Below are 24,027 nucleotides of genomic sequence, written 5' to 3' on the forward strand. Positions count from 1 at the left end.
GAATATCTAAAAGAAACAAATGGGGTACGGAGACATTATCTTTTCAAAATTAAGAAAAGCAGTCAAAAAAGAGAAAGCAGAACCACATCAGGCATTGCGGATACCTGCAATTCTCAAGCAGACATCAGAATGAGTACAAATCAGTACATTCCTGACTACTCTCCCAGGTTTCCAGAATACCTAATTTTCTGACGCCCACGTCTGTAGAAGTGCGAGCATAGAGGGTGACAGCCATTACTTATTCCTTGTCGATTTCTATCTGAATCATGGGCCTTTCCATGTGATGAGGGTAATCTGCTCATTAATATGACATGTATACCTCACTCGGCTTTATAATCCCAAACCCTTTGGGAGTGATTCTATGATGCTAAATCATTTTATTGATCGTGTTAAAGCTGGACAGGTGGTTGATTTTCAGGAAACGATGGCAGTGATTGCCGCGGCCTATGATTATCAACCGACAGAATTCAGCAATGGTATCCAGCAGCCATTGGTTAACGAAGCGGGGCGCAATGAAGGTTCTTGCAAGATTTTTGCCTTTGCCAGGTTGCATGGGTTAGATCAGACCCAGACCTTGGCTTTATTTGGCGATTACTATCGCAAAGATGTGCTGGAAAACCCTGATGGCAATGATCATCAGAATATCCGCAATTTTATGCGCGATGGCTGGGATGGAATCGTTTTTAAAGGGGAGGCGTTAAAAGTCAAGCATGCCGGTTGATGTTCTGATCGTTGGTCAGGGTCTGGCCGGCAGCTTGCTAGCCTGGGAGCTGATTCGTCAGCATGTTCGGGTCATGGTGATTGATAGTGGTGAGATCAATGCATCGCAAGTCGCAGCTGGGCTGATCAATCCAGTGACCGGTTCACGGCTGGTCAAGACTGCTGAAATTGAGCGATTATTGCCGGCTGCCATGCATTGCTATCAGCAATTGGGGGCAGCGTTCCGGCAGCAGTTTTTTGTGCCCATGCAAATGTTACGCCTATTAAAAACTGAGCATGAGCGGCGTCTTGCTGAGCAAAGGCTGGGACAAGCCGGGTATCAAGAATTTCTAATGAATTGCCCATCTTGTCCTTCCGGCATTGTCAGTGTCTTTGGAATGCTGCAGCAGCAACAGACCGGTTATTTAAAAACCCGTCAGCTACTAAAAAGCTTACGGGATTTTTTTGTGGTTAATGGCTGTTACCGGAAAATTAAGTTGGATTATCGGGAGATTGAGTTGCAGCCATGCTTGCGGTGGCGCGATTTGCAGCCGCGGCATATTGTGTTTTGCGAAGGCCATCGGGCTACAACCAATCCCTGGTTTGGCGGACTGCCGTTCCAACCGGTGAAAGGCGAGATTCTCAATTGCAAAACCAGCTCAGTCTGTCCAGCGCAGATTCTGAATTTTGGCTACTGGATGATTCCCATTGAATCACATCAATTCAGGTTAGGCGCGACTTTCGATCACGCAAATCTGGATACTCAACCAACCGAGCACGCCAGCAATCAGTTGATACAGGCTTTGGTTGAAGTTTATCCCGAACTACAGCCGATGGAGGTTCTTGAACATCAAGCAGGCATTCGCCCATCCACCCAGGATAAACAACCTTTTATAGGCTCTCACCCAGTCCATAACGATTTGCATATTTTCAACGGCTTTGGCGCCAAAGGCAGTTTGGCCATTCCTTGGTATGCCCGGCAATTTGCCGCAGCCTTGAATCAGGCCGCGTCGCTTCCTATCACTGCGCACGTCCAGCGTTATTATGACTCACATTTCCTTTTTGGCTGAAACAGCGCATAACCTTGTTCGTCAGAATTTGCCGCAGGGAAGTATTGCGATTGATGCCACGCTTGGAAATGGGCATGACACTGTTTTTCTAGCCCAGTCTGTCGGTGACAACGGTCAAGTCTATGGCTTTGATGTGCAAATTCAGGCCTTTCAAGCTACTATGCAGCGGCTGCGACAGCGTGATTTACTGCACCGAGCGATGCTGATTCATGCCAGCCATGCATCGATGGATGAACATATTCCGCAAAAATTTCATGGTCAGATACAGGTGATTATGTTTAATCTGGGTTATTTGCCAGGGGCGGATAAGAGCATCATTACCCAGACTGACTCGACCTTGATTGCCGTCAATACAGCTTGTCGATTGTTGGCCACACCAGGGATTCTGACCGTGCTGGCTTATCCCGGTCATGCTGGCGGTGATGAAGAAGCCTTGCGCCTGAGCGAGTGGTGCCGACAACTCGATCAGCGTCGCTTTCAGGCTGACATCGTACTGAGTCAACATGATAAACCTCAGGCGCCGCGACTTTTTGTGATCCGGAAAATGGCTTGATCTGCTAATATGCCTGACTTTTTTAGCAGCAAATAGTCATTATGTCAGAATTTAAAACATCGCCCCCGTCAAAAAGCCAACGTTTATTTCGATGCTAAAGGTTGATAAATTCTGAGTGCTGTTTTTACAGCCATGAGTGGCAATACCAAGGAACTATTGAAATGAACAACTACTTACAACGTTTTTTACTGGAGAATCTGGATATACGCGGCGCAGTGGTGCATCTGGACAGCGTATGGCAGCAAATGCTGCAAGATCGGAATTACCCGGCGCCTGTCATGCAACTGCTCGGGGAAATCAGCGCTACCACGTTGCTGCTGGGTGGCAATCTCAAGCAGCCCGGACGCCTGACCGTTCAGCTGAGAGGCAATGGCCCCGTTCCCATGCTGGTCATCGACTGTAATGAAAGTCTTCATTTGCGAGGCATGGCTAAATATACGCCTCCAATTGCAGTGCAGCCTGTGCCCGATTTACTGGAACATGGTCAGCTGGTGTTGACCCTGGACATGCTATCGATGCGTGAAACTTACCAGAGCATTGTGCCGCTCGATGGTGACACGATTGCCACAATCTTTGAGCATTATTTCAGGCAATCCGAACAACTGCCTTCACGCCTGTTCCTGACGGCATCCGATGATGCTGTTTTCGGTATTCTGCTGCAGAAACTGCCCACCGCCGACCAGCGGGACCCCGATGGCTGGACGCGCATAGAAGCGCTCGCTGCAACCGTGCACGACCAGGCTATGTTCAGGCTGACCGCTGAAGAAATCCTCACACGCTTGTTTGTTGAAGAGACCATTCGCATCTTCGATGCGCAGGCAGTTAGCTACGGCTGCCAGGAAGATCCAGCCAGGATCTACGATATGCTGCGGTCCCTGGGCAGGGCAGAAGTCAACGCCATTTTGCAGGAGTGCGGCGAAATCGTCGTGCATGATGATATCTGTAATCGCGAATATCGCTTTGACGCACTGACTATCGACGCTATCTTTCGCGAAGCCGGGCCGACGGTGCATTGAGATCATATTCTGCAGGTATGCCGGTCAATCAGCGTGAAAAATGACCCAGTTCAGGCTTGATAATCGATAGCGACATGGGTTGCTGTCGCTTAAATCCAGCCATATCAATCCAAAGTGATTAGCAATAAGGCATGGCGCGTTAGAGCGATTGGGTGTAAGCAAGTTTGGCTGATAACAGAAAAAAATCTCCTGGAATTTATGCCTTGTATTTCCGGGAGATTTGTTTTTTATAAAGTAATAAAAGCCTTATAAAGATTGTAAAGACTGATCATGGTAATCAAAATGCCCACCAGTATCAGCAGAGTGCGTGCATGGAATCTCTTCAATAAGAATGCTGCAAAAGGTGCTGCAAATAAACCACCGAATACCAGGCCTACAATCAGTGGCCAAGTATTAGTTTCCATCAGCAACGCAAAAACGGCTGCACTGGTTAATGTCAGAAAAAATTCTGCAAAATTGACTGAACCAATCGTTGTACGCGGATCATTCCCTGTGCCGACCAAGGTCGTTGTGACAATCGGCCCCCAGCCACCGCCACCTGCTGCGTCCATGAAACCTCCAAAAAGTGCCAGTTTGCCTACATGCCTGGGGGCTTCTTTGCGGATATTTAGCTGACGGAAGGCTTTGCTAATAATATAAATCCCCAGCAGCAACAGGTAAGCCGATATGAAAGGCTTAAATAATGCGCTGTCCACTTGGGTGACTAATACTGCTCCTAATATACCGCCAAGTATGCCTGGTACCAGTAGGCGCGTGAATAATTGTTTGTTTACGTTGCCAAATTTGGCATGAGAAATACCTGAGACCCCGGTGGTGAAAATTTCAGCAATATGCACACTGGCACTGGCTGCAGCAGGACTGGCACCCGATGCTAATAGAAATGTCGTTGCGGTGACGCCATAGGCCATACCCAAAGCACCGTCGACCACTTGTGCGAGAAAACCAACGGCAACAGCGCTCCAGAAAATTCTGCTGTCGAGCGTACTGTTGATAATCTGCCAGCTATCACCCCAATTCTGTGCAAGAAAGAAGCGGCCAACCAGAAACAAAATGAGCGAAATTAAAATAATGACAGCAAGCCATACGGCGGCACGTAGAAAAGGGTGTGCATCCAAATGAGATATGGTGTCTTCAACAGGAGGTAATCCCAATTGTTGGTGTTCTTCATTTACCGGGTTGCTTGTCAGGTCAAGGTTGCGGATTTTCATGAGCGTAACTTTATAGTTTCAAAGTGTGTGGCACTATAGCCGCACTTGAGCAAAATTAGAAATAATATTAAGTAATATACTTATAGGTAAGAATTTCTAGCGCTGTTTACAGTATTCAGTTTAGGAAAATACTGTGGTAGGCTGGTCCTTATGAGGCCCAATGAAATACGCCCCTATCACCTGCTAAGGCCTGAGCTGCCGTTGTAGTGATGAGCTAGCAGCAAGAAATAGTGTATTTTTCTGACCTACATTATTCTAAGCTCTGTCAGTTTTCTAGCGATTCCTCTGAAAAATTACTGCCCAATGTTTCCAAGGCGATACAGGCAAGATCTCTCCACTCCTCCCTATCCCAATACCTGATGTAGCGCCTGAATTGACGCTGTGTTGAAAGGAGCGGGAATTCATCAGGGCCAAGCAGTGCCTGTATCTCATTGCAATAATGGGCGATATCCTTTTTCGCCTGCTCGTAATCAAAATTTTCACCACCGTAAGCTACGCCGAGCAAAGCAAGTTCTGTCAGCGTTCCTAATGTATACGCCCGATTTTCTCCGGTTGCCTTATTTAATTTCCACTCGGCGATTTGCCGGGCCGCGATCCACCATCGGCCATAATCTTTCGATAAAAATTTAAAAGCGGTCTTATTGGCTAGTGCTGGTGTTGCCATGATAGAAAGATATTGAGTCATAACCCAATGGTTATGGGGCTCAACTTCCAATGCTTCGCGATAGAATTCACGTGAAGCTTCATAGGCTTTTCTGCTTTCCCGTGCCCACTTCGACTTCTCGCCGGGATCAGCCGAGTGACTGTCAGCAAGCAATGAGTAGGCAATGGCGATACGTTTCTCACTGGCGGCACTCATGCCAAGACGTTCCGCTTTCACGTTGAAAGAAGTCATTGCTTCAGGTTCTTCACGCCATGCTTTAAGTTCGATGCGGATCGACTTGCATAATGAATCGATTTCCTCACCATGCTCAGCAGAATCCAACGCGGTACCCACCAATTCGTCGATACGGCCGAATTTCACCTCTAACCGTCTTCTGATTTGCTTGTCGCGGAAGGCATTCACTTGATCTTCGAAGTTTAATGGCACGGTAGCATAGGCCACGATACTGGCCCAGTCATGAGTACCGGATGCGTCGGTACGCAAGCGCTGACGCAATTCATAAATGATCCAGCGTGGATCATTGCCGCCTAGTAAACGACGATAAAGTACTTCAGCAGCGATGGCTGAGGCGCTCATCCATAGCGGAAACTGTGAAGCAATCACCCAAGGGATACCGGTTGCATGAAGCTCGTGCGCGATACTGCCCCCAGGAGTCAGTATCGATTCGATATTGCCTGAGTCACAGGTTGCGAGCGTGACCAGTGTCGGGCAAAATTTCGTATTTCCTGAAGAATCGCGAGCGGTCAGCGCAATGGCAAGCCTTTCACCGTCAATGATGTCTTTGCCTTGATCAAGATCGTTACATAATGCTACCCCATAGCGTTTATCACCGGAGCTTTCCAGTGGCGCACCGTGCGCCAGAATATGTACATGGGTATACTCGGTTTCAGCACAGGCTTCACGGATTTGTTTCAAGGTGGCATTGGGTAGGATAGTCAGTATTTTTTTGACATCTTCAACGCGCTCCTTGGTCATGCCTGGGTTTCTGATTTTTACCCAAGGCTCGATGGCTGAACGGAGCGCTTGCAAATGAGCTTGGGCAGGGACATAAAGACCGTCTGGTTCTGCAAAAGCGAAGAGGATGCGTGGCGGTCGGTTCCATTCGACAGGGAGGGGGCGTCCACGACGGATTTCCCGCGTGATTGAAATCGGTGTGCGCGTTTGCAGGAACAGTGGGGAACCAGAACCTGGAAAGCCGTCCGTGCCCACGGCAAGCTCGAAGGGAATTAGGCCAAGTTCAAATGCGGATAAGGAAAGGCGCAGATGAACCAGTTTTCCGTCTTCCATTGCAGCATTACCCAATTCTGAAAGCAGCGCTGGAATCTGGCCGAGCACTCTCCCAATCGCTTCACCCATATCGCGGACTTCAGCCTGGCGCTGTTCATCCTTCGTGGGGTCTTTATCCGATTCATAACGTAGCCTGCGCAAACGCATCAACAACTGCCGGTGTTCAAACGGCATCTGTACCGTCACTGGTCCATCCTCGCCGCATAATGCGATATAAGGCGTCAGTGGCGAGAGTAATTGATTATGCGGTGGCCCTGGTCTGAGAAATTCAAGTTTGAATTGCTGGATTGCCTTGCTGAGGTCAATACTCATATCACCTCCCCGTGAATTTTTTTATCTCAACAGGTGTGCCTGAACCGTCACCCACCACATGAGTCAATCTACCCGCTACCCTATCGTTTTCCTCCCTGATCGACACAGCGCTGGTCTGATCCATTACGAAAGGTTCGTTGCCAAATTTGGCCTGATCAATGACTTCCATTTTGCCATTGATGAGCACATCGTACACTGGCTTGAAGGAGGCCGTGTCTTTCAGCATGGTTTCGGTAAACTGCAATAACCGGATCCACGTGCCACTATTGAAATAATAGCGTCCGCCCCCCATGTCGATTGCGCGTTCAAGATGGGTATGGCCGGTAATGATAAAGTCGATCGGCGATCCCACGGCAGCGGTCACTTGTTTATAGGTATCGTCCTGATCGGATATGTCGAATGTTTTATCGTTTGCCAGCCAGTCTTTTAGCGCCCGGCGCAGTGCTTCATCTTTGCCGACGCCTCTCATCCAGCCGGTTAAACTGTCCAGGATGAGTTGCGGCGTGCCCAAGGTGCTGTCGGCTACTGCGATATTCGCATTCGGACGATTAAAGTTTTCTTCCGCGGCCAGTAACATGTCTTCAGCTCTACGTCCATCGGATGCTTTTGCACCTAATATTCCAGCTTTAAGGTTGGGTCCCAATAAACGATCGGCGGTAAATGGCAGAGTGGCATTCTGACTGGGCTGCTGAAAGCCTTCAGCCGACAGGCGTTGGTCGGCTTGTTTTTGTCCTTGTACTTTTTCGCCGACGATCGATAGCAGTTTGCCAATTTTACTGACTTGCGATGGATCAAGTACCAGCAAGGTGCCGATGGCTGCGGAAGTTTCCGGCTTAAGCAGATCAATCCAGGCAAACCTGCGCTTCACGTCATTCATGACTTCCTTGACCATGCGTGTACCGGCATTAGGATACCATTCACTGGGATCAAGCGAACGGCTGGCATTCAAACGTCGTCCCACTTTCGCCAAATCTTCGTAACGGTTGTAATTCCAAGCATCGACTTCATTGCCATGAGTACAATAGACGCGCGCATTTCCTACCATGCAAGTGTAGCCTGCGCCGGTCGTAGAAAATTCAATACGCGCACGGGCTGCCAGATCAGCTCCTGCTAGATACGTAATAATCAAACGTTGAACAATAGGAAAAGATAATTCGATATCGTGGTTACCAATAATGATGATCAGTGTATGCCCTTCCAGCTTGACGAAATCAGCCAAAGCTTTCCATATGCTGGTAAACGATGGGTCTTTCATGATTCGCTGGATGGTGGCAACCGCTTCGTCAACGGCAACGTAGCCGTGAATGTCTTCGGCCAGTGTGTCGATGATGTCACCATTTAATACCAACGCTACGCGTCCCCCGGGCCGTTGCCGCCCAACCCAGCCGATATAGTTGGCAAGGCGCTTGGTTTCACGCAAAATCTGAAAATCAAGCCTGTTGCCGCCCATATGGATGTCTGAGATAGCATGGATTTCATCGTATTCGGGAAAATCACTCATATCGTTACCTCATTGAATTAAGATGATTACTGATCTACCTGTCTCTGTTTATTTGCATGTTATGGAGCGCATGGAGAGGGGCGATAATAGCCGATATCGAGCTACCCGCTACTTTGCGGCCTAACGCATTGCCTCCATCCTTGACAGCGTATCCTGGGTTTCTTTGAAGGAAGGGGATTGTTGCTTTTCCCCTTCTTATTCAAAAATTAATTTTTTGTTTCTACCTGGACCAATGGCTCAGATTGAATCGTTTTTGAGGCTGCTGGCTTACGTCGTGGCCTCCTGGGAGGACTCAGCTCTTCCACGGTTTCAGAAACTTTATCAGGAGCAGTCTCAATCATGACTAGGCCACTTTTGCTCAAATCCGGTAATTCGATAACGGCACGTGGTTCCGATAATTGAGGTGAACTGGGTTGGGGAGCAGGGGGTTCATGTTCTGCTAGAACCGGAATGCGCTCCTCTGTTGAGTCAAGCTGGGTGATGGGAGCAGGCGAGGCTGTCAAAAGATCAGGAGAACGATCTGCTGATTCAGATTGTTGGCTAGATTCGCTCATCTCAGATGCGATACTTTCTGCCTTAAAGGTAATGAGCTTCTGCGTTGCCGCCTGACCACCGGAGTGGTTTTCTGGCTCAGATTGTTCTAAGGGAGCAGAATTTTCAATTTCAGTTTCTCTATTGGCACGGAATCGTTCAGTACGGACACGTTGCCGTCCTCCACGGCGTCGGCGTGAGCGTGTCCGTTCTTCCACTTGTTCATGGGATGCTTCAATTGCCGGGATCACTTCTTCTGCCGGTAGTTCCGTTTCAGCGAGTGCTTGTTCTTCACGCGGTGGGTGAATCTGTTTTCTTCGAGCAGTCTGGCTTTCATGATTTTCTTGTACGACCTCTCCATTGTGCTCAGGAGTCATCCGTTCCTCAAGCAGGGCACCGGCTAATTCATGAGGTGATTCACTCAACGGTTCATTAAGGTCGTGACGCTTGCGTTGTTCGTGAGCGAGCATCTCTTTACTGCGTCCACCCCGGCCACGATCTCGCCGTCCCCGTCCTCGCTCGCGATATTGGGACCTTTCCTTATGATTGCTTGGAGTGGGCTCTGCTTGCGCGTGTTCATGGTCGGCTGGTCTGAACCAGCCAAAGAATTTATCTAGAAATGAGATCTGCTCGCGAGGCTTTTCTTCACGTAGCGGCGCAGGCTGTGCCGGTGTAATTCCTCTTACCGCTGCCTGGGGACGTGTTGGTTTCGTTTCCTGCGTGGTTGACGGAAGGACAATTTCCTCTGCAACTTTCTCTACCATCTCATAACTGGCATGCATTTCTGTTGATTTGATATCCTCATGGCGCAGCCGGGTAATTTTATAATTTGGCGTTTCCAGATAGATATTAGGAATGAGGATAATATTAACTTTTAAGCGTGCCTCGATATTATGAATATCAGAACGTTTCTCGTTTAGCAGGAACGTAGCCACATCTACAGGTAACTGCACGTGCAGCGCACTGGTATGTTCTTTCATGGCTTCTTCCTGGATGATTCTAAGAATATGCAGGGCAGACGAATCGGTGCCGCGTATGTGTCCCGTACCATGACAACGTGAGCAAGTGATATAGTTGCTTTCTCCAAGGGAGGGGCGCAAGCGCTGTCGCGATAGTTCTAACAGCCCAAAACGTGAGATTTTTCCAACCTGAACGCGCGCACGATCAAAATGCAGCGCTTCATGTAGACGCGACTCTACTTCACGTTGATTGCGGGCGATTTCCATGTCAATGAAATCAATAACAACGAGCCCTCCTAGATCACGCAGACGAAGTTGCCGGGCAACTTCGTCTGCAGCTTCCAGATTGGTATTAAGCGCGGTATTTTCAATGTCAGTGCCGCGAATGGCTCGCGCCGAATTGACGTCAATCGAAACGAGTGCTTCTGTGTGATCAATTACGATCGCCCCGCCTGAAGGCAGCGATACTTGCCGGGAGTAGGCCGTCTCTATCTGATGTTCAATTTGGAAGCGGGAGAATAACGGTACATCGTCCTGATATAATTTGAGTCGATCGACATTACCCGGCATAACGTGAGCCATAAATTGACACGCCTGCTCATAAATTTCAGGATTATCAACCAGAATTTCACCGATTTCATGATGAAAATAATCGCGAATGGCACGAATGACCAGACTGCTTTCCTGGTAAATCAGAAAGACGCCACTTTGATTTTTGGCGGCTTCTTCAATCGCGTGCCAAAGCTGCGTCAGATAGTTTAAATCCCACTGTAACTCTTCTTCATTGCGGCCAATGCCTGCAGTACGTGCAATAATGCTCATTCCGGCCGGAACCTGCAGGTGCGAGATGACATCGCGCAGCTCAGTGCGTTCTTCCGCGCTGATGCGACGGGAAATACCTCCACCATGGGGATTATTAGGCATCAAGACCAGATAACGTCCTGCCAGGGAGATATAGGTAGTCAACGCAGCACCTTTAGTGCCGCGTTCATCCTTATCTACTTGAACGATTAGCTCCTGACCTTCCCGGAGTAAACCTTGAATACGATGACTCGGTAAATCTACATCCTCGCCGAAGCAGGTAGGGGAAATTTCCTTATAGGGTAGGAAACCATGGCGGTCTCCGCCGTAATCAACAAAGGCGGCTTCCAGTCCGGGTTCTAGTCGGGTGATAATTGCTTTATAAATATTACTTTTACGTTGCTCTTTACCAATTGTCTCAATATCGAGATCAATCAGTTTTTGTCCATCTACAATCGCGACACGCAGCTCTTCTGGCTGTGTCGCATTGAATAACATGCGTTTCATTTTATGCCTCCCGCGCTCAATTCACGGGCAGATTGCTGCATCTAGACAGCATAGCTTCCTATCGTTTACGCATAATAGAATTTATTGTTCAGATAATTGGGTCATGGTATTAAGAAAGGTCTATATGGAGTGGCTATAATGGCACATTGCCGTATCGCAGGATTTGATCCCCTGACGTATCCAGATAGTATGGGTTTCGCCAAAATTTGCTTCGCTCGTTTTATTGAAACTCGTTCTGCTCGTTTGCTCGGGTCTTATGTCCCGGGTGCTTCCCACTTTATTTCTCTTATTCACTTATTCAGACCTTCTTTAATTTTCCTATCCTTGAAGATTGGCCAATTTCCAGTTTGTATCTTGGTTCCTGCATACTGTGGAAACAGGATTGAAATCAAGTTATACAGGGTTTCGACAAAGTCTATCCCGTCGACGGGTACTACGAAACCAGAAACTAAAATTCATAGGTGCTTTGAGCGCGCAAATCAATTACTATCGCTACTTTAGGTGGTGAGCGACATTAACCAAATCAGTGCTGATTTTCTTCAACACTTCAAAACTATCGAGTGAGTTAATTATTACCCGGTGTAATCATGTTCATCATGTATCCGGCACATGATTTATGTAGTATAGGGGTATATATCGGAATTCCAATTTGAAAAGTATAGGTAAAATTAAAGCGTCAGGCAAAAATATTATGCCAGATATAGCCAGCGTCAGTGTAGAAAATATCGATGAAGAAGCCGATGGGCAGCGCATCGATAATTTTTTCTTTAAGCGTTTTAAAGGGGTGCCTAAGAGCCATGTTTATCAACTTTTGCGTAGTGGCCAGGTCCGCGTCAACAGCAAACGTATCAATGCCGATTACCGGTTACAGCAGAATGATAAGGTGCGTATTCCGCCGATCAGAGTATCCAAGGGCAGTTCTTTGCAAAGTATCAAAAGAATGGCGAAGCCTCATTTTATCGCTTTCGAGGTATTGTTTGAAGATGAATGGCTGCTGGCTATTAATAAGCCATCGGGCATAGCGGTACATGGCGGGAGTGGCATTAGCCATGGTGTGATTGAGCAATTACGTGCACGTTATCCGGACTGGAAATTTCTGGAACTGGTGCATCGCCTGGATCGGGAAACTTCCGGGGTCTTGCTGCTTGCTAAAAAACGTAGCGCATTGGTCGAGGTGCATCGGCAAATTCGAGAGGGGGTTGTGCAGAAACACTATTGGGTGCTTGTCAGCGGTAAGTGGCGCAATGCTAAGCAGAGTGTCAAATTATCGCTTAATAAATATGTTACCGCTGACGGAGAGCGGCGAGTGACGGTTGTTTCAGGAAAAAGTGAGGAAAGAAAAGAACTGCCAGCCCATACCGTGTTTACTTTGAAGAAACATTGGCAAAATTTTAGTTTGCTAGGGGCGGAATTGAAAACTGGCCGTACTCATCAAATCCGAGTTCATTTGGCGCATCTTGGTTTTCCTATCGCAGGAGATGATAAATACGGTAATTTTGAGCTGAACAAACAGTTGATGAAAGGTGAACAGGGATTGAGCTTAAAGCGCATGTTTCTGCATGCGGGCAGCTTGGAGTTGATGCATCCCGCTACAGGTGAAAGTATTCACCTTGAAGCACCGCTGACCGGTGATCTGAAAGCTTTCCTGCATAGGTTGGATGAGGAGAATGCAAAGTGAAGATTAAAATCATCCTGTTCTTTTGATCGGATTAGTATTAGTTATTAAACGCAGGTTCAATTTGTATTTTTTTCTGTGCAGAAGAGTAGTTTGATTCCAGTATAGTGTGTAACACTTCCCAAACATTCTCAGTAATCAATTTTTGTGCTTGTGCATCAGGATGAATGCCATCAGCCAAGAAAAACTCGCGCTTGTCACCAAATCCAGCCAGTAGAAAAGGGATGAGTTTCAGTTGATAGCGTTCAGCGAGCTGGGGATAAATATTGCGGAACTTTTGAGTGTAGGCTATGCCATAATTGGGCGGTAGTTGCATACCCGCCAGCAGAGGCGTGGCATTATTTTGTTGGCAAGCTTGAATGATAGCTTCCAGATTATCATAAATGGATTGAATGGATGCGCCGCGCAGTCCGTCGTTGCCACCTAATCCGATGATAACGATATCCGGGTGATGCGTTTTCAGTGCATGCCCGATACGATTGCGTCCGCCCAGTGTTGTTTCACCGCTGATACTGACGTTGATTACCTGATAATGAGGGGAGAGCGCTTGCATACGCTGCTTAAGCAGATTCACCCATCCAGCTTCTGCCGGCAAACCATAACCAGTTGATAAACTATCTCCAAAAATCATTACGGTCGTGCCATTAGCTAGGCTGGCTACTGCGTAAGAAGAAGCAATATTGAATAGAAAAAAAAGAATGATTAAAAAATTTTTCATGATGAATAATCGTGCCAAACAAGCGGCACACCTTATCGTACAAGCAAGCGCCTTAACTAAACAGGTTGATACCGGGGATAATCAATTAACGATTTTGCAGGATATTAACCTGGAAGTAAATGCAGGTGAATCGATCGCCGTAGTAGGCGCTTCTGGTTCCGGCAAATCTACCTTACTAGGACTACTGGCAGGACTGGATGTTCCGACCAGTGGTCATGTTTATCTGGATGGCGTGGATATCTTCCTGTTGGATGAAGATGAACGAGCAGCTTTACGGAGTAGGTTGCTCGGCTTTATGTTTCAGTCTTTCCAACTACTGCCTCCATTGACTGCAATTGAGAATGTGATGCTGCCATTGGAACTTTCTGGTGTAAACGATAGCAGGCGAGCGGCTCAGGAGTTGCTCGAGCGTGTCGGGCTGGGGATGCGGCTAAGACATTATCCCAGGCAACTTTCGGGTGGTGAGCAGCAACGTGTTGCAATTGCCCGCGCTTTTGTAACGCAACCCAAAATGTTATTCGCCGACGAACCCACTGGTAATCTCGATTCTGCTACAGGCGCCCAAATCATTGAGCTCATGTTTGAATTGAATCGTGAACGAGGGACTACACTGGTGCTCGTGACCCATGATGAAGCATTATCCAGTCGTTGTTCCAGGCGGATACGCATGGCCAGTGGCAGGATAGTTAATTGAAAGGATTACGCCAAGCTTTCTTAACAGCTTAATCACGGAATAAAGTATTGGAAGCAACGATTTCCCAAAAAGTGGCAGCAACCGGCAAAAGACGTTTGAGGACTGCCATCATGAGCTTTCTGCTCGTTGCGCTGGCAGCCGGTTTCTGGTTTCTGCGCGCTCCAGATCCTGCTGCAACCCGCATCCGAACTGAAACCAAAGCCATTCCAGTCGTGACAGCTGCGGTAGCGCAACATGATGTGCCGGTCAAAATTAAGATCAAAGGTACGGTATCTTCTATACAAACCGTTGAGGTGCGTCCGCAGGTTTCTGCCACGATCAAAGCAGTCCATATCAAGGAAGGCCAGTTCGTGAGCAAGGGAGAGCGGCTGTTCACACTGGATACTCGTGCGCAGGAGGCCAATCTGGCCAAGTCCACTGCCCAACTTGCCAAGACACGCGTCGAATTGCAGAATGCCCAGCGTAATTTCAATCGTCAAAAAGAATTGTTCTACAAAAAATTTATTTCGCAGGCAGCACTTGATGTTGCGGAAAATCAGGTTGATTTGCTGCAGAATCAACTGAGTTTCGATCAGGCTGCGGTACAGGCAGATCGTGTCGCCCGTGACTATGGTGAGATTGTTGCGCCGATTGCGGGACGTACCGGTGCGATCCAGGTTTATCCGGGGAGTCTGGTGCGGCCTGAAGCCTCCATGCTGGTGAGCATTACGCAGATTGACCCGATTTATGTGAGCTTTGTACTGCCCGAGCGCGAGTTGGGCGCCTTGAAACAAGCTCTTGCCAGGAAGAAAGTGATTGTCAGTGCCCAACTTAATCTGCCCGACCAACAGGAGCGAGAGGGGCGTGTGGTATTTATTGACAGCGCGGTCGATACCGCCAGCGGCACGATACAGGTCAAGGCTGAATTCGCTAATGCCGACGGGAAGTTCTGGCCGGGCATGTTTGCTAATGTCACACTGATATCCAGTGTGTTGACTAATGCATTGACTGTTCCCGCCCAGGCCCTGCAAACCGGATCGCATGGTCAATTTCTTTTTGTCGTTGAGGAGAATAATCAAGTCATTCCACAGCCGGTCAATGTCAGGTTAATTCAGGAGGGTATCGCGGTGGTAGAAGGGATAGGGATGGACCGGTGTGTGGTGATTGAAGGCGCTCAGAATCTTCGTTCCGGCAGTATAGTGAGCGAGAACAGAATTTGTAGGAAAATACTTCCTTCTGATCAAGCCAAGTTGAAATCTGGTTCAGAGGATAGAAGTTCTCAACCTCTTTAGGCGAGTGATGAATCTAGCAGAATTGTGTATTCGCCGTCCTGTGATGACAATATTGTTGTCCCTGACAGCAGTCATTGCAGGCCTCCTTGCCTATAGTGGTATCCCTATTGCGGCATTACCCCGCTTTGATACGCCCACCATTACGGTAAATGCCATGTTGCCGGGCGCTAGCCCGGATACGATGGCTTCGGCAGTAGCCACTCCCCTTGAGCGTCAGTTTTTAGCGATTGCCGGTTTATCAGTCATCAGCTCAACCAGTACTCAAGGGAATACCGTGGTGACCCTGGAGTTTAATCAGGACCGTGATATGGATAGTGCTGCAGTAGATGTCCAGGCAGCATTATTGCGGGCACAGCAATCCCTACCGCTTGAAATGACGATGATGCCTTCCTATCGGAAAGTCAATCCAGCCGATACTTCGATTACGATCCTTTCGCTGACATCTGACACGATGCCCTTTCCGGAGTTAAATAACTTCGCTGACAAGCTGATTGTGCCGACCTTGTCTACCCTTCCCGGAATAGGAGAGATACGTGTCAATGGACAGAAAAAGTATGCGGTGCGAGTGCAGGTCAATCCGCTGGCACTGGCAGCACGCAACTTAACGGTGGATGATATTGCCGCTGCATTGGCGACGGCCAATAATAATTCACCCGTGGGAACACTGGATGGACCTCGGCAGACGCTGATCATTCAAGCCAATCGCCAACTTGATAATGCTGATGCCTTTGCAGAATTGATCATTGCTACCACCCCCAGCGGTCATCCGGTCAGATTGTCAGAAGTGGCGACTGTTGAAAACAGTGTGGAATCCGTCAAGACTGCTAGTTGGACAAACGGCCAACCATCTATCATCTTGCTTGTTTATGCGCAACCTGGAGCAAATGTCGTATCAACTGTAGATGCGGTCAAAGCAGCCTTGCCCGGAATCAACGCGCAATTATCGCCTTCTGTTCAATTGGCCTTTTTCCTTGATCGTGCTCAGTCGATCCGGGAAGCAATCTTTGACGTGCAATTGACTTTTGGATTAACGGTTGCTCTCGTCATCCTAGTCATGTTTCTATTTCTGCGTAAACCCACTGTTACACTTATTCCGGCGCTGTCACTGCCCATCTCGTTACTGAGTACGGTAGCGTTCATGCGCGTTTTTGACTATACGCTGGATAATATTTCCCTGCTAGCCATTACCCTTGCGGTCGGGCTGGTGGTGGATGACGCCATTGTGATGCTGGAAAACATCGTGCGCTACATCGAGAAAGGTTTATCGCCGCTGCAGGCTGCATTACGCGGGTCGAGGGAGATTACCTTTACCATCGTATCGATCTCTATTTCACTGGTAGCGGTATTCATCCCGGTTTTTTTCATGCCAGGGGTGATCGGCATGATGTTCCACGAATTTGCCGCGGTCGTGAGTATTGCGGTGCTCATGTCGGCAGTTGTTTCACTGACGCTTATTCCCATGATGGCGAGCCGTTATCTGACGCCGCATTCAGCAGGGGAGCGGAGTATGCGGCTGACGCAATGGTTTGAAAACGGATTTAATCACTTACTGGCGGCTTACACGTATTTGCTGGACTGGGCCTTGCGTCATCGGCGAACAGTGTTGGGTGTTGCCATGAGTACCCTGGCTGCGACGGCTGCGCTTTTTATAGTGCTGCCCAAAGGATTCTTTCCTGAAGAAGATACGGGTCGGCTCATGATTGCCATTGAAGCAGCAGAAGATATTTCTTTTCCTGCCTTGACCCGGTTGGTAGAGCACACGAATGAGATCATTCGGGCCAATGCTGTTGTCGACAATACCATTACCTTCACAGAAGGCGCCAATAGTGCACGGATATTTATCGGCCTTAAGCCGCATAGCGAACGCCCACCAATGAGTAAAGTGCTGGAAGTGCTGCGCCAGGGGGTACGCGATATCCCTGGTGTCAAGATATTCATGACACCCACACAGAATCTAAGGATTGGCAGTATGCCGAGCAAAAGTCGCTATCAATATGTGATGCGCAGCGTGCGCGCCGAGGATCTATACATGACAGCTGATGCCATGATGTCGCGTATGCAGCAGCATGCGGTTTTCCGGGATGTTACCAGCGACCTGAAACTCAAGGGACTTCAGGCTCGGCTCGAGATTGATCGCGATAAAGCCAATTTACTCGGCGTGGAAATGGGTGCGATTCGATCGGCGCTCTATAGCGCGTTTGGCGAACGGCAGGTTTCAACCATTTTTACTTCGAGTGATAGTTATCGGGTCATTCTGCAGGTTGCAGGAGAGTATCGTACCGACGAAAGCGCTTTTCACGCCATTCATTTGCGAGCAAAGAATGGTGCGCTGGTGCCCCTGTCGAGCGTGGCTACAGTAGTGCGCGAAATGGGGCCATTGGCAATTAACCATGTGGGACAGCTTGAGTCTCTGACGATCTCGTTTAATCTTGCGCAGGGCGCTGCTTTGGGGGATGCCGCCAAGCTGATCGAACAATTCGAGCAGGAAATGAATCTATCTGACAGCATTCTGACTAGCTTTGCAGGCGATGCAGCAGCTTTTCAATCTTCGCAAACAAGCCAGATCCTACTGATTGCGGCTGCATTGCTGGTTATTTACGTGTTACTCGGAGTGTTATACGAAAGCTACATCCATCCCATTACCATTCTTTCCGGTCTTCCTTCTGCAGCCGTCGGTGCATTGGGCATATTATGGTTATTCCATATCGAGCTTTCCATCATTGCTATGATCGGTATTTTAATGCTTATCGGCATTGTCAAAAAAAATGCCATCATGATGATCGATTTTGCACTGGATGCCCAACGTGAGCAGCGTCTGTCACCCTATCAAGCGATTCGTACAGCCTGCCTGTTGCGTTTCCGTCCGATCATGATGACGACGCTCGCAGCCATGATGGGCGCACTGCCGATTGCCTTGGGCTTGGGTGCGGGTGCCGAGCTGCGTCAGCCGTTGGGGCTGGCAGTGATCGGGGGGTTATTATTTTCCCAGGTGATTACTCTGTTTATTACGCCAGTGATTTACCTTTATCTCGATCGATTTTCAGGAAGGGGGCCGATTCAAATCAGCGAACAACCTGAGCATGCCGATCTCTTGAAAGGTTGATGGCGTTTCCTGGAAGAAGGGCCTGGATATGACGCTGAGAATTTTTGATGGAATAATCTCTATGAATCTTTTTCGACTCTCTTTACGTATGCTGCATCGCGACTGGCGCGCAGGTGAATTGCGCATTCTTGCGTTGGCGCTGATGATTGCGGTGGGCAGCATCACTACGGTTGGATTTTTTGCAGACCGGGTGGAGCTTGCCCTTTCCAGAGAAAGTAACCGATTACTGGGAGCCGATCTGCTGATCATTGGCGATCGCCCTTTGCCAGCCAGCTATGCTGATAAAGCCAGGCAGATCGGTTTAAGAATTGCAACATTGACCCGATTCCCCAGTATGACGGGCAAGGAAGAAAATAATCTCCTGACCGAGATCAGGGCGGTGTCGCCTGGTTACCCGCTGCGGGGTGAATTGAGGCTTGCTAGCGATACCAGTGAAATCATTACGGAACAAATCACCCATGTTGCAACCGATATTCCTGCTTCAGGCACGGTATGGATCGATGAAAAATTGATGGCTGGACTCGAGATTACGCCAGGTGAGAAACTGGAAGTGGGCGCTACTCAAATGACCGTGGCTGCGGTGATCGCCCGCGAGCCGGATCATTCTGTCGGTTTTGTCAATATGGGCCCAAGATTGGTGATGAATGCAGATGATCTGGCAGGTACCGATCTGATCCAGCCGGGTAGCCGTGTGACTTATCAATTGCTGGTCGCGGGTGAAGAAGAGCAGGTTGCCGAGTTTCGCAGCTGGGCGCAGATTCAGCTTGCCCCTGGGCAACGCATTGAAGGTATACGCGATGCGCGTCCGGAAATCCGATCAGCTTTGGAGCGCGCAGAAAAATTTTTGAGCCTGGCTGCCCTGGCGAGTGTGGTGGTAGCCGCCGCTGCTGTCGCGCTTGCTGTGCGCCGCTTCATTCAGCGCCACCTCGACGGCTGTGCCATCATGCGCTGCCTGGGAGCCAGTCAGTCGACGATATTGCGTCTGTATCTGTATCATTTTCTTATCCTGGGATGGGTGGCGAGCGGGCTAGGCTGCTTGCTGGGTTTTGTGGCGCAAGAATTTCTTTCGCGTTGGCTGGCTGGCCTGGTTGATACCGCGTTACCTTGGCCCAGTGGACTGCCTGCTGTGCATGGGTTATTGAGTGGGATGGTGTTGTTGCTCGGTTTTTCCTTGCCGCCGTTACTCAATTTACGGCGTGTTCCTGCATTACGGGTATTGCGCCGCGATATTGGCATGGCCAATCTGCATGGTCTGGCGGGTTATGCGTTTGGCCTGCTGGCGCTGTCTATCTTATTCATATGGGAGGCAGGTGAACTCCGTCTGGGGATCTTGGTAATGCTCGGATTTCTGGCAGCTATCGCGATTTTTGCATTATTCGGCTGGCTATTGATTAAGCTATTGCTGCTTGTGCGGCAGCAGGGTGCGAGTGCGTGGCGTTACGGATTGGCCAATATCCGGCGGCGGACCATTGCCAGTGTCGTTCAGGCGATTGCATTAGGGCTGGGTTTAATGGCGATGCTGGTCCTGACCTTGATTCAGAATGATTTACTGAAAGACTGGCGGACCAGCTTGCCGCCCAATACGCCTAATCGGTTTCTGCTCAACATTCAGACAGATCAGTTACAACCCCTGGCAGAATTTTTTGCGCAGCGCGGCATGAGGCAGCCGGATTTATATCCGATGGTGCGCGGTCGTCTGGTGACTATTAATGATTATCCGGTGCAAGTGGGTGATGATGTTGCTGAGGCACGCAAGAAGCAGCTGCTGAACCGTGAATTCAATCTATCCTGGATGAATGAGCTGCGGCCGGATAATGAGATCGTGGCGGGCCGCTGGTGGCAGAATGGGGATTCGCTGGATAACGAGCTATCCATGGAGGGGGAAATCGCCGAAACGATTGGAGTCAAACTGGGCGATCGATTAACGTTTGACATCGCTGGCAGTCTGTTTAAGGCGACGATTACGAGCCTGCGCAAAGTTGACTGGGATACTTTCCGTGTCAATTTTTTTGTAGTGGTGCGCCCCGGTCAACTTGAAGCATATCCGATTAATTATATAACCAGTTTCTATTTACCGCCCTCACAAGCGGGCACCATGCACGAATTGGTCAGGAATTTCCCAAATTTGCTGGTGATTGATGTGGCGACCGTGATCGAGCAGGTGCAGAAAATGATCGCTCAGGTATCCAGGGCGATAGAATTCGTGTTCGTGTTTACTTTACTGGCTGGCTTTATCGTGCTTTATGCCGCGATTTCGGCTACTCAGGATGAGCGGATTTATGAGGCGGCCATTTTCCGCACGCTGGGCGCTAAACGCAGGCAGCTAATGCGTGCTTGGGCGGCTGAGTTCGCCATACTCGGTGGTCTGGTAGGAATATTTGCCTCAGCCGGCGCAACCGTGCTGGCTTATGTGATCAGCAAATATGCATTGCATGTTTCTTATACCTTTAATCCCTGGATCTGGTTGGTCGGTATTTTGGCCGGGGTGATCGGCGTGACAGTCGCAGGACTCGTGGGAACCCACTCAACGCTCTCGCAACCGCCGCTGTTGACGTTGCGCAAAATTGGATAGAGATAACCGATTTGCGGGATAAGGGTGAGGTAGAAAGCTATCTTGATATCAATAGCTTTCTACACGTCCTGCTAATCGAATGCTAATCAGCGGATCAACAAATTAATTATTGATTTTGGTAAATCCGCCATCTCCCTTGATCCACATTTCCTGAGTGACGGCATTGTAAATGGTAGTGGCATCGGTAGCGAAGCAGTCCGCTACTTGCTGACTCTGGAAAGTGGATTGAGTCGTCAACGTGATGGGGGGCGTAACGGTAGCGAGCCCCTGCGCAATCAATGGCATTAACTGATTTTCAAGTTGTTTGGTCATATCCATGCAGATATCCGTATTGACTATCAGATTGGCTTGTTCTGCAGGGGCATGGATGGTGCAATGTTTAACGTTACTAGCTGAGAATGTCGATGGATCGAATGGTATGCTTAATGTGATACCACTCCATGTCGTTGTGGCAACGCTACTGGCGCTGAGCACAGAAATACCGGTTTCAGCGGGCTGCTTAGGTGTTTCACAAAAATTGGTGTTGCTGGGAATTTCAATGCATCGTCCATTGGTCGTGACATTGACGACATTGTCTTTTTGCGTGAAAACCAGTCCGGCAGGTACATTGGCGGTGTTACAGGCCGCAATGCCGCCATTGCCACCCGTGTCGGCAATATGGTTGATGATATTGGGCAGTGTGTCGATGAGCGTTGGCTCATTTCCCCATGGACCGCCCATGACATAAGCGTTGTTTTCATGCTTGTTGACGCCGGCATAAATATTTGCTTCAGGGTAATGCCTGAATAACCAGGGGTCGATACTTTGCGTAGTCTGGTGGCTGGGGAAAAACTGAGGATAAGTTTTCTCAGCCCAGTTGAGCAGAGTCTCGGTATCACTGGCCGTATCGGCTAAAGCGAAGTGGGTGCCGCCAAGCAAGGCAAGCGAGCAGGCAGATAAAATTAACTGCTTCGTGCGATATTTCATGTTAATAACCTCCCGTTTAATTTGATGAAATGAATTTTTATTGAATTGATTAGAGTATCCTATCTTTATCGAGATAAGATACGGCGAGCATGTTCTCATTTTACACACTGGAGATAAAGGACGATTTAGCTAATTAAACTGGGTATTTCTAGGTATTCTTGCAATTGAGAAGAAATCGCTTAAGGAGATCAGAATGATGACAGAGAACGAAAATATTCGTGATGCAGTTATCAATGCTGCGGTTGCATTAGGTGCGCGTACTTCGTGGGAAGCCGTTCGTCTTCATGATATTGCAGCTGAGCTGAATATTTCCCTGGATGAGATACGCGGCTGCTTTCGTGAAAAGGAAGATCTGGTCGATGCCTGGTTCGATCGTGCCGACGGCATCATGTTGAGAGAGGCGGATACGGCTGATTTTCTGGCGCTCACATCGCAGCAGCGTATCCATCGTCTCATCATGGTTTGGCTGGATGCTCTGGCCGTTCAGCGCAAGGTGACGCGACAAATGATTTTGGCAAAGCTGGAACCCGGACACATCCATATTCAGGTTCCCGCCGTGATGCGGATCAGCCGCACTGTGCAATGGGTACGCGAGGCGGCACAACGCAATGCCACATTTGTGCGACGGGCGCTGGAGGAGTCGGTATTGACCACTCTCTATCTGATGACTTTCTTTTTCTGGATGCGGGACGAATCACCAGGGTCGCGTCGTACCCGGCAATTTCTGGATCGCAATCTAAGTCTGGCAATGGGGCTAGATCAGGTTATTTATGGTGATAACAAGCCCAGTGCAACCGAGACGCCGGTTGATCAAATTAGCTTGCCATCCAACGAATCGGCTCACTGATAACTTAACGCAATGGATCCCTTGACCCACGCCTTAAGCGGCGCCTTGCTGGTACGCGCGGCTGAACCCGTGTTGCCGAAGATGCAAGCGCTGCCATTGCGCGCCCGTCTTATCGCCGGATTTACGGCAGCAGCTTTCCCCGATATTGATGTTGCGCTACGGTTGGTCGATACCCTGAGCTATCTCAACTGGCACCAGGGTCCGACCCACTCATTGGTGATGCTGCCGCTATGGGCCTTTCTGCTGGCGCAGTTATTTTCCAGGGTGACACGCAGTCATTATTCATGGCGGCTATTTTTTATACCGGCCTGCCTGGGTATGGCTATTCACATTGCGGCAGATTTGATCACTGCTTATGGATTGATGCTGTTGGCGCCTTTTTCTACCGAGCGATTTTCTGTACCGCTGGCGTTTGTCATTGATCCATGGTTCAGCGCCATCGTCATCTCGGGGCTGGTCATGAGCCAGATTTTTCCCCAAAAGCAGTCTGTCGCTGGTTTGGCGCTTGCTTGCCTGGGCTTTTATGTCGTGTTTTTGGGAACATTGCATGGCCGCGCCAAGCATATAGGTCTGACGTATGCCGGGAAAATGGCCCTGACTCACGCAGAAATCAGCGTGTTACCGCAACCTTTTTCACCTTTCAATTGGAAAATTATCGTCCCGGAAGGAGAGATCTACCATATTCTATTAGTGAATCTGGGGTGTAGTTCTTGGACGCCATTCCCTGATACTGGGCTGTTATCAAGGATGGATACGGTTTATCGGCCGCAAACGATGGCAAACTGGCAACAGCTTGACCGATTTGGTGATTCTCCGGCTGACGCCATATTGGTGCGCGAAGCCTGGCATCAACCTGCCTTGGCAGATTTCCGGCGGTTTGCGATATTCCCGCAATTGGATAGAATTGACACCTCTGAAAAAGGCGTGTGTGTCTGGTTTTATGATTTACGCTTTAAATTTCCTTTACTGCCACCCTCATTTCGCTATGGCAGCTGCAGAGAACAGGGGAGTGCTCATTGGTATTTGCAACGTCAGAAAGGTACTTTCTGGATTGATTAGACAATTACCTGATG

At 48.9% G+C, this 24,027-nt stretch carries 17 protein-coding genes; 11 read left to right on the forward strand and 6 right to left on the reverse strand.

Annotated elements, in window-relative coordinates; all coding sequences use genetic code 11:
- The first annotated feature begins 361 nt into the window (after positions 1–361).
- From BLW34_RS03650 to BLW34_RS03665, 4 genes are all read left to right on the forward strand, one after another.
- Positions 362–721 carry a HopJ type III effector protein gene (locus BLW34_RS03650; protein WP_090575749.1) on the forward strand — a complete coding sequence of 120 codons (360 nt, stop codon included), beginning with the start codon at positions 362–364 and terminating at the stop codon, positions 719–721.
- On the forward strand, positions 711–1,769 hold the full coding sequence (locus BLW34_RS03655) for an NAD(P)/FAD-dependent oxidoreductase (protein WP_090575752.1): 1,059 nt from the start codon (positions 711–713) through the stop codon (positions 1,767–1,769). The genes BLW34_RS03650 and BLW34_RS03655 overlap by 11 nt, the downstream gene beginning before the upstream one ends.
- Entirely contained in the window at positions 1,744–2,322 is a 579-nt protein-coding gene (locus tag BLW34_RS03660) for a tRNA 5-(aminomethyl)-2-thiouridylate-methyltransferase MnmM (protein WP_090575755.1), read from the forward strand. The genes BLW34_RS03655 and BLW34_RS03660 overlap by 26 nt, the downstream gene beginning before the upstream one ends.
- A gap of 161 nt (positions 2,323–2,483) precedes the next feature.
- Positions 2,484–3,338 (forward strand): Hsp33 family molecular chaperone HslO, encoded by an 855-nt coding sequence (locus BLW34_RS03665; RefSeq protein WP_090575757.1) that lies wholly within the window; start codon positions 2,484–2,486, stop codon positions 3,336–3,338.
- 227 nt (positions 3,339–3,565) lie between these two features.
- Here the strand turns inward: BLW34_RS03665 and BLW34_RS03670 are convergent, their stop codons facing one another.
- The 4 genes from BLW34_RS03670 to BLW34_RS03685 form a co-directional block, all read right to left on the reverse strand.
- Positions 3,566–4,546 (reverse strand): sulfite exporter TauE/SafE family protein, encoded by a 981-nt coding sequence (locus BLW34_RS03670; protein ID WP_090540364.1) that lies wholly within the window; start codon positions 4,544–4,546, stop codon positions 3,566–3,568.
- Between the two features lie 265 nt (positions 4,547–4,811).
- On the reverse strand, positions 4,812–6,809 hold the full coding sequence (locus tag BLW34_RS03675; RefSeq protein WP_090575760.1) for a CHAT domain-containing protein: 1,998 nt from the start codon (positions 6,807–6,809) through the stop codon (positions 4,812–4,814).
- Position 6,810: 1 nt separating this feature from the next.
- On the reverse strand, positions 6,811–8,310 hold the full coding sequence (locus BLW34_RS03680) for a metallophosphoesterase (protein ID WP_090575763.1): 1,500 nt from the start codon (positions 8,308–8,310) through the stop codon (positions 6,811–6,813).
- Positions 8,311–8,516: 206 nt separating this feature from the next.
- Positions 8,517–11,108: an Rne/Rng family ribonuclease gene (locus BLW34_RS03685; protein ID WP_090575766.1), complete on the reverse strand. Its 2,592-nt coding sequence runs from the start codon at positions 11,106–11,108 to the stop codon at positions 8,517–8,519.
- Positions 11,109–11,799: 691 nt separating this feature from the next.
- Here BLW34_RS03685 and BLW34_RS03690 point away from each other — a divergent pair.
- A complete protein-coding gene (locus BLW34_RS03690; RefSeq protein ID WP_090575769.1) occupies positions 11,800–12,786 on the forward strand; it encodes an RluA family pseudouridine synthase in 987 nt (328 codons plus the stop codon).
- Between the two features lie 37 nt (positions 12,787–12,823).
- Here the strand turns inward: BLW34_RS03690 and BLW34_RS03695 are convergent, their stop codons facing one another.
- A complete protein-coding gene (locus tag BLW34_RS03695) occupies positions 12,824–13,501 on the reverse strand; it encodes an arylesterase (protein ID WP_090575771.1) in 678 nt (225 codons plus the stop codon).
- A 1-nt stretch (position 13,502) separates the two neighbouring features.
- Between BLW34_RS03695 and BLW34_RS03700 the strand changes: the two genes are divergently transcribed.
- From BLW34_RS03700 to BLW34_RS03715, 4 genes are all read left to right on the forward strand, one after another.
- Positions 13,503–14,195: an ABC transporter ATP-binding protein gene (locus BLW34_RS03700; RefSeq protein WP_090540354.1), complete on the forward strand. Its 693-nt coding sequence runs from the start codon at positions 13,503–13,505 to the stop codon at positions 14,193–14,195.
- A 110-nt stretch (positions 14,196–14,305) separates the two neighbouring features.
- Positions 14,306–15,466, forward strand: a complete 1,161-nt coding sequence (locus BLW34_RS03705) for an efflux RND transporter periplasmic adaptor subunit (RefSeq protein WP_090575774.1) — start codon at positions 14,306–14,308, stop codon at positions 15,464–15,466.
- 7 nt (positions 15,467–15,473) lie between these two features.
- Complete coding sequence (locus BLW34_RS03710; protein ID WP_090575777.1) at positions 15,474–18,569, forward strand: efflux RND transporter permease subunit; 3,096 nt, start codon at positions 15,474–15,476, stop codon at positions 18,567–18,569.
- A gap of 61 nt (positions 18,570–18,630) precedes the next feature.
- Positions 18,631–21,141 carry an ABC transporter permease gene (locus tag BLW34_RS03715; RefSeq protein WP_090575842.1) on the forward strand — a complete coding sequence of 837 codons (2,511 nt, stop codon included), beginning with the start codon at positions 18,631–18,633 and terminating at the stop codon, positions 21,139–21,141.
- A 102-nt stretch (positions 21,142–21,243) separates the two neighbouring features.
- Here the strand turns inward: BLW34_RS03715 and BLW34_RS03720 are convergent, their stop codons facing one another.
- Entirely contained in the window at positions 21,244–22,107 is an 864-nt protein-coding gene (locus tag BLW34_RS03720; protein ID WP_090575779.1) for a hypothetical protein, read from the reverse strand.
- Between the two features lie 193 nt (positions 22,108–22,300).
- Between BLW34_RS03720 and BLW34_RS03725 the strand changes: the two genes are divergently transcribed.
- The gene (locus BLW34_RS03725; RefSeq protein WP_090540346.1) at positions 22,301–22,954 is read left to right on the forward strand and encodes a TetR family transcriptional regulator; all 654 of its coding nucleotides are present in this window, start codon (positions 22,301–22,303) and stop codon (positions 22,952–22,954) included.
- Positions 22,955–22,966: 12 nt separating this feature from the next.
- Entirely contained in the window at positions 22,967–24,013 is a 1,047-nt protein-coding gene (locus BLW34_RS03730; RefSeq protein ID WP_090575782.1) for a metal-dependent hydrolase, read from the forward strand.
- The last annotated feature ends 14 nt before the right edge of the window (positions 24,014–24,027 follow it).

This window comes from Nitrosomonas sp. Nm58, assembly GCF_900107335.1.
Lineage (GTDB): Bacteria > Pseudomonadota > Gammaproteobacteria > Burkholderiales > Nitrosomonadaceae > Nitrosomonas.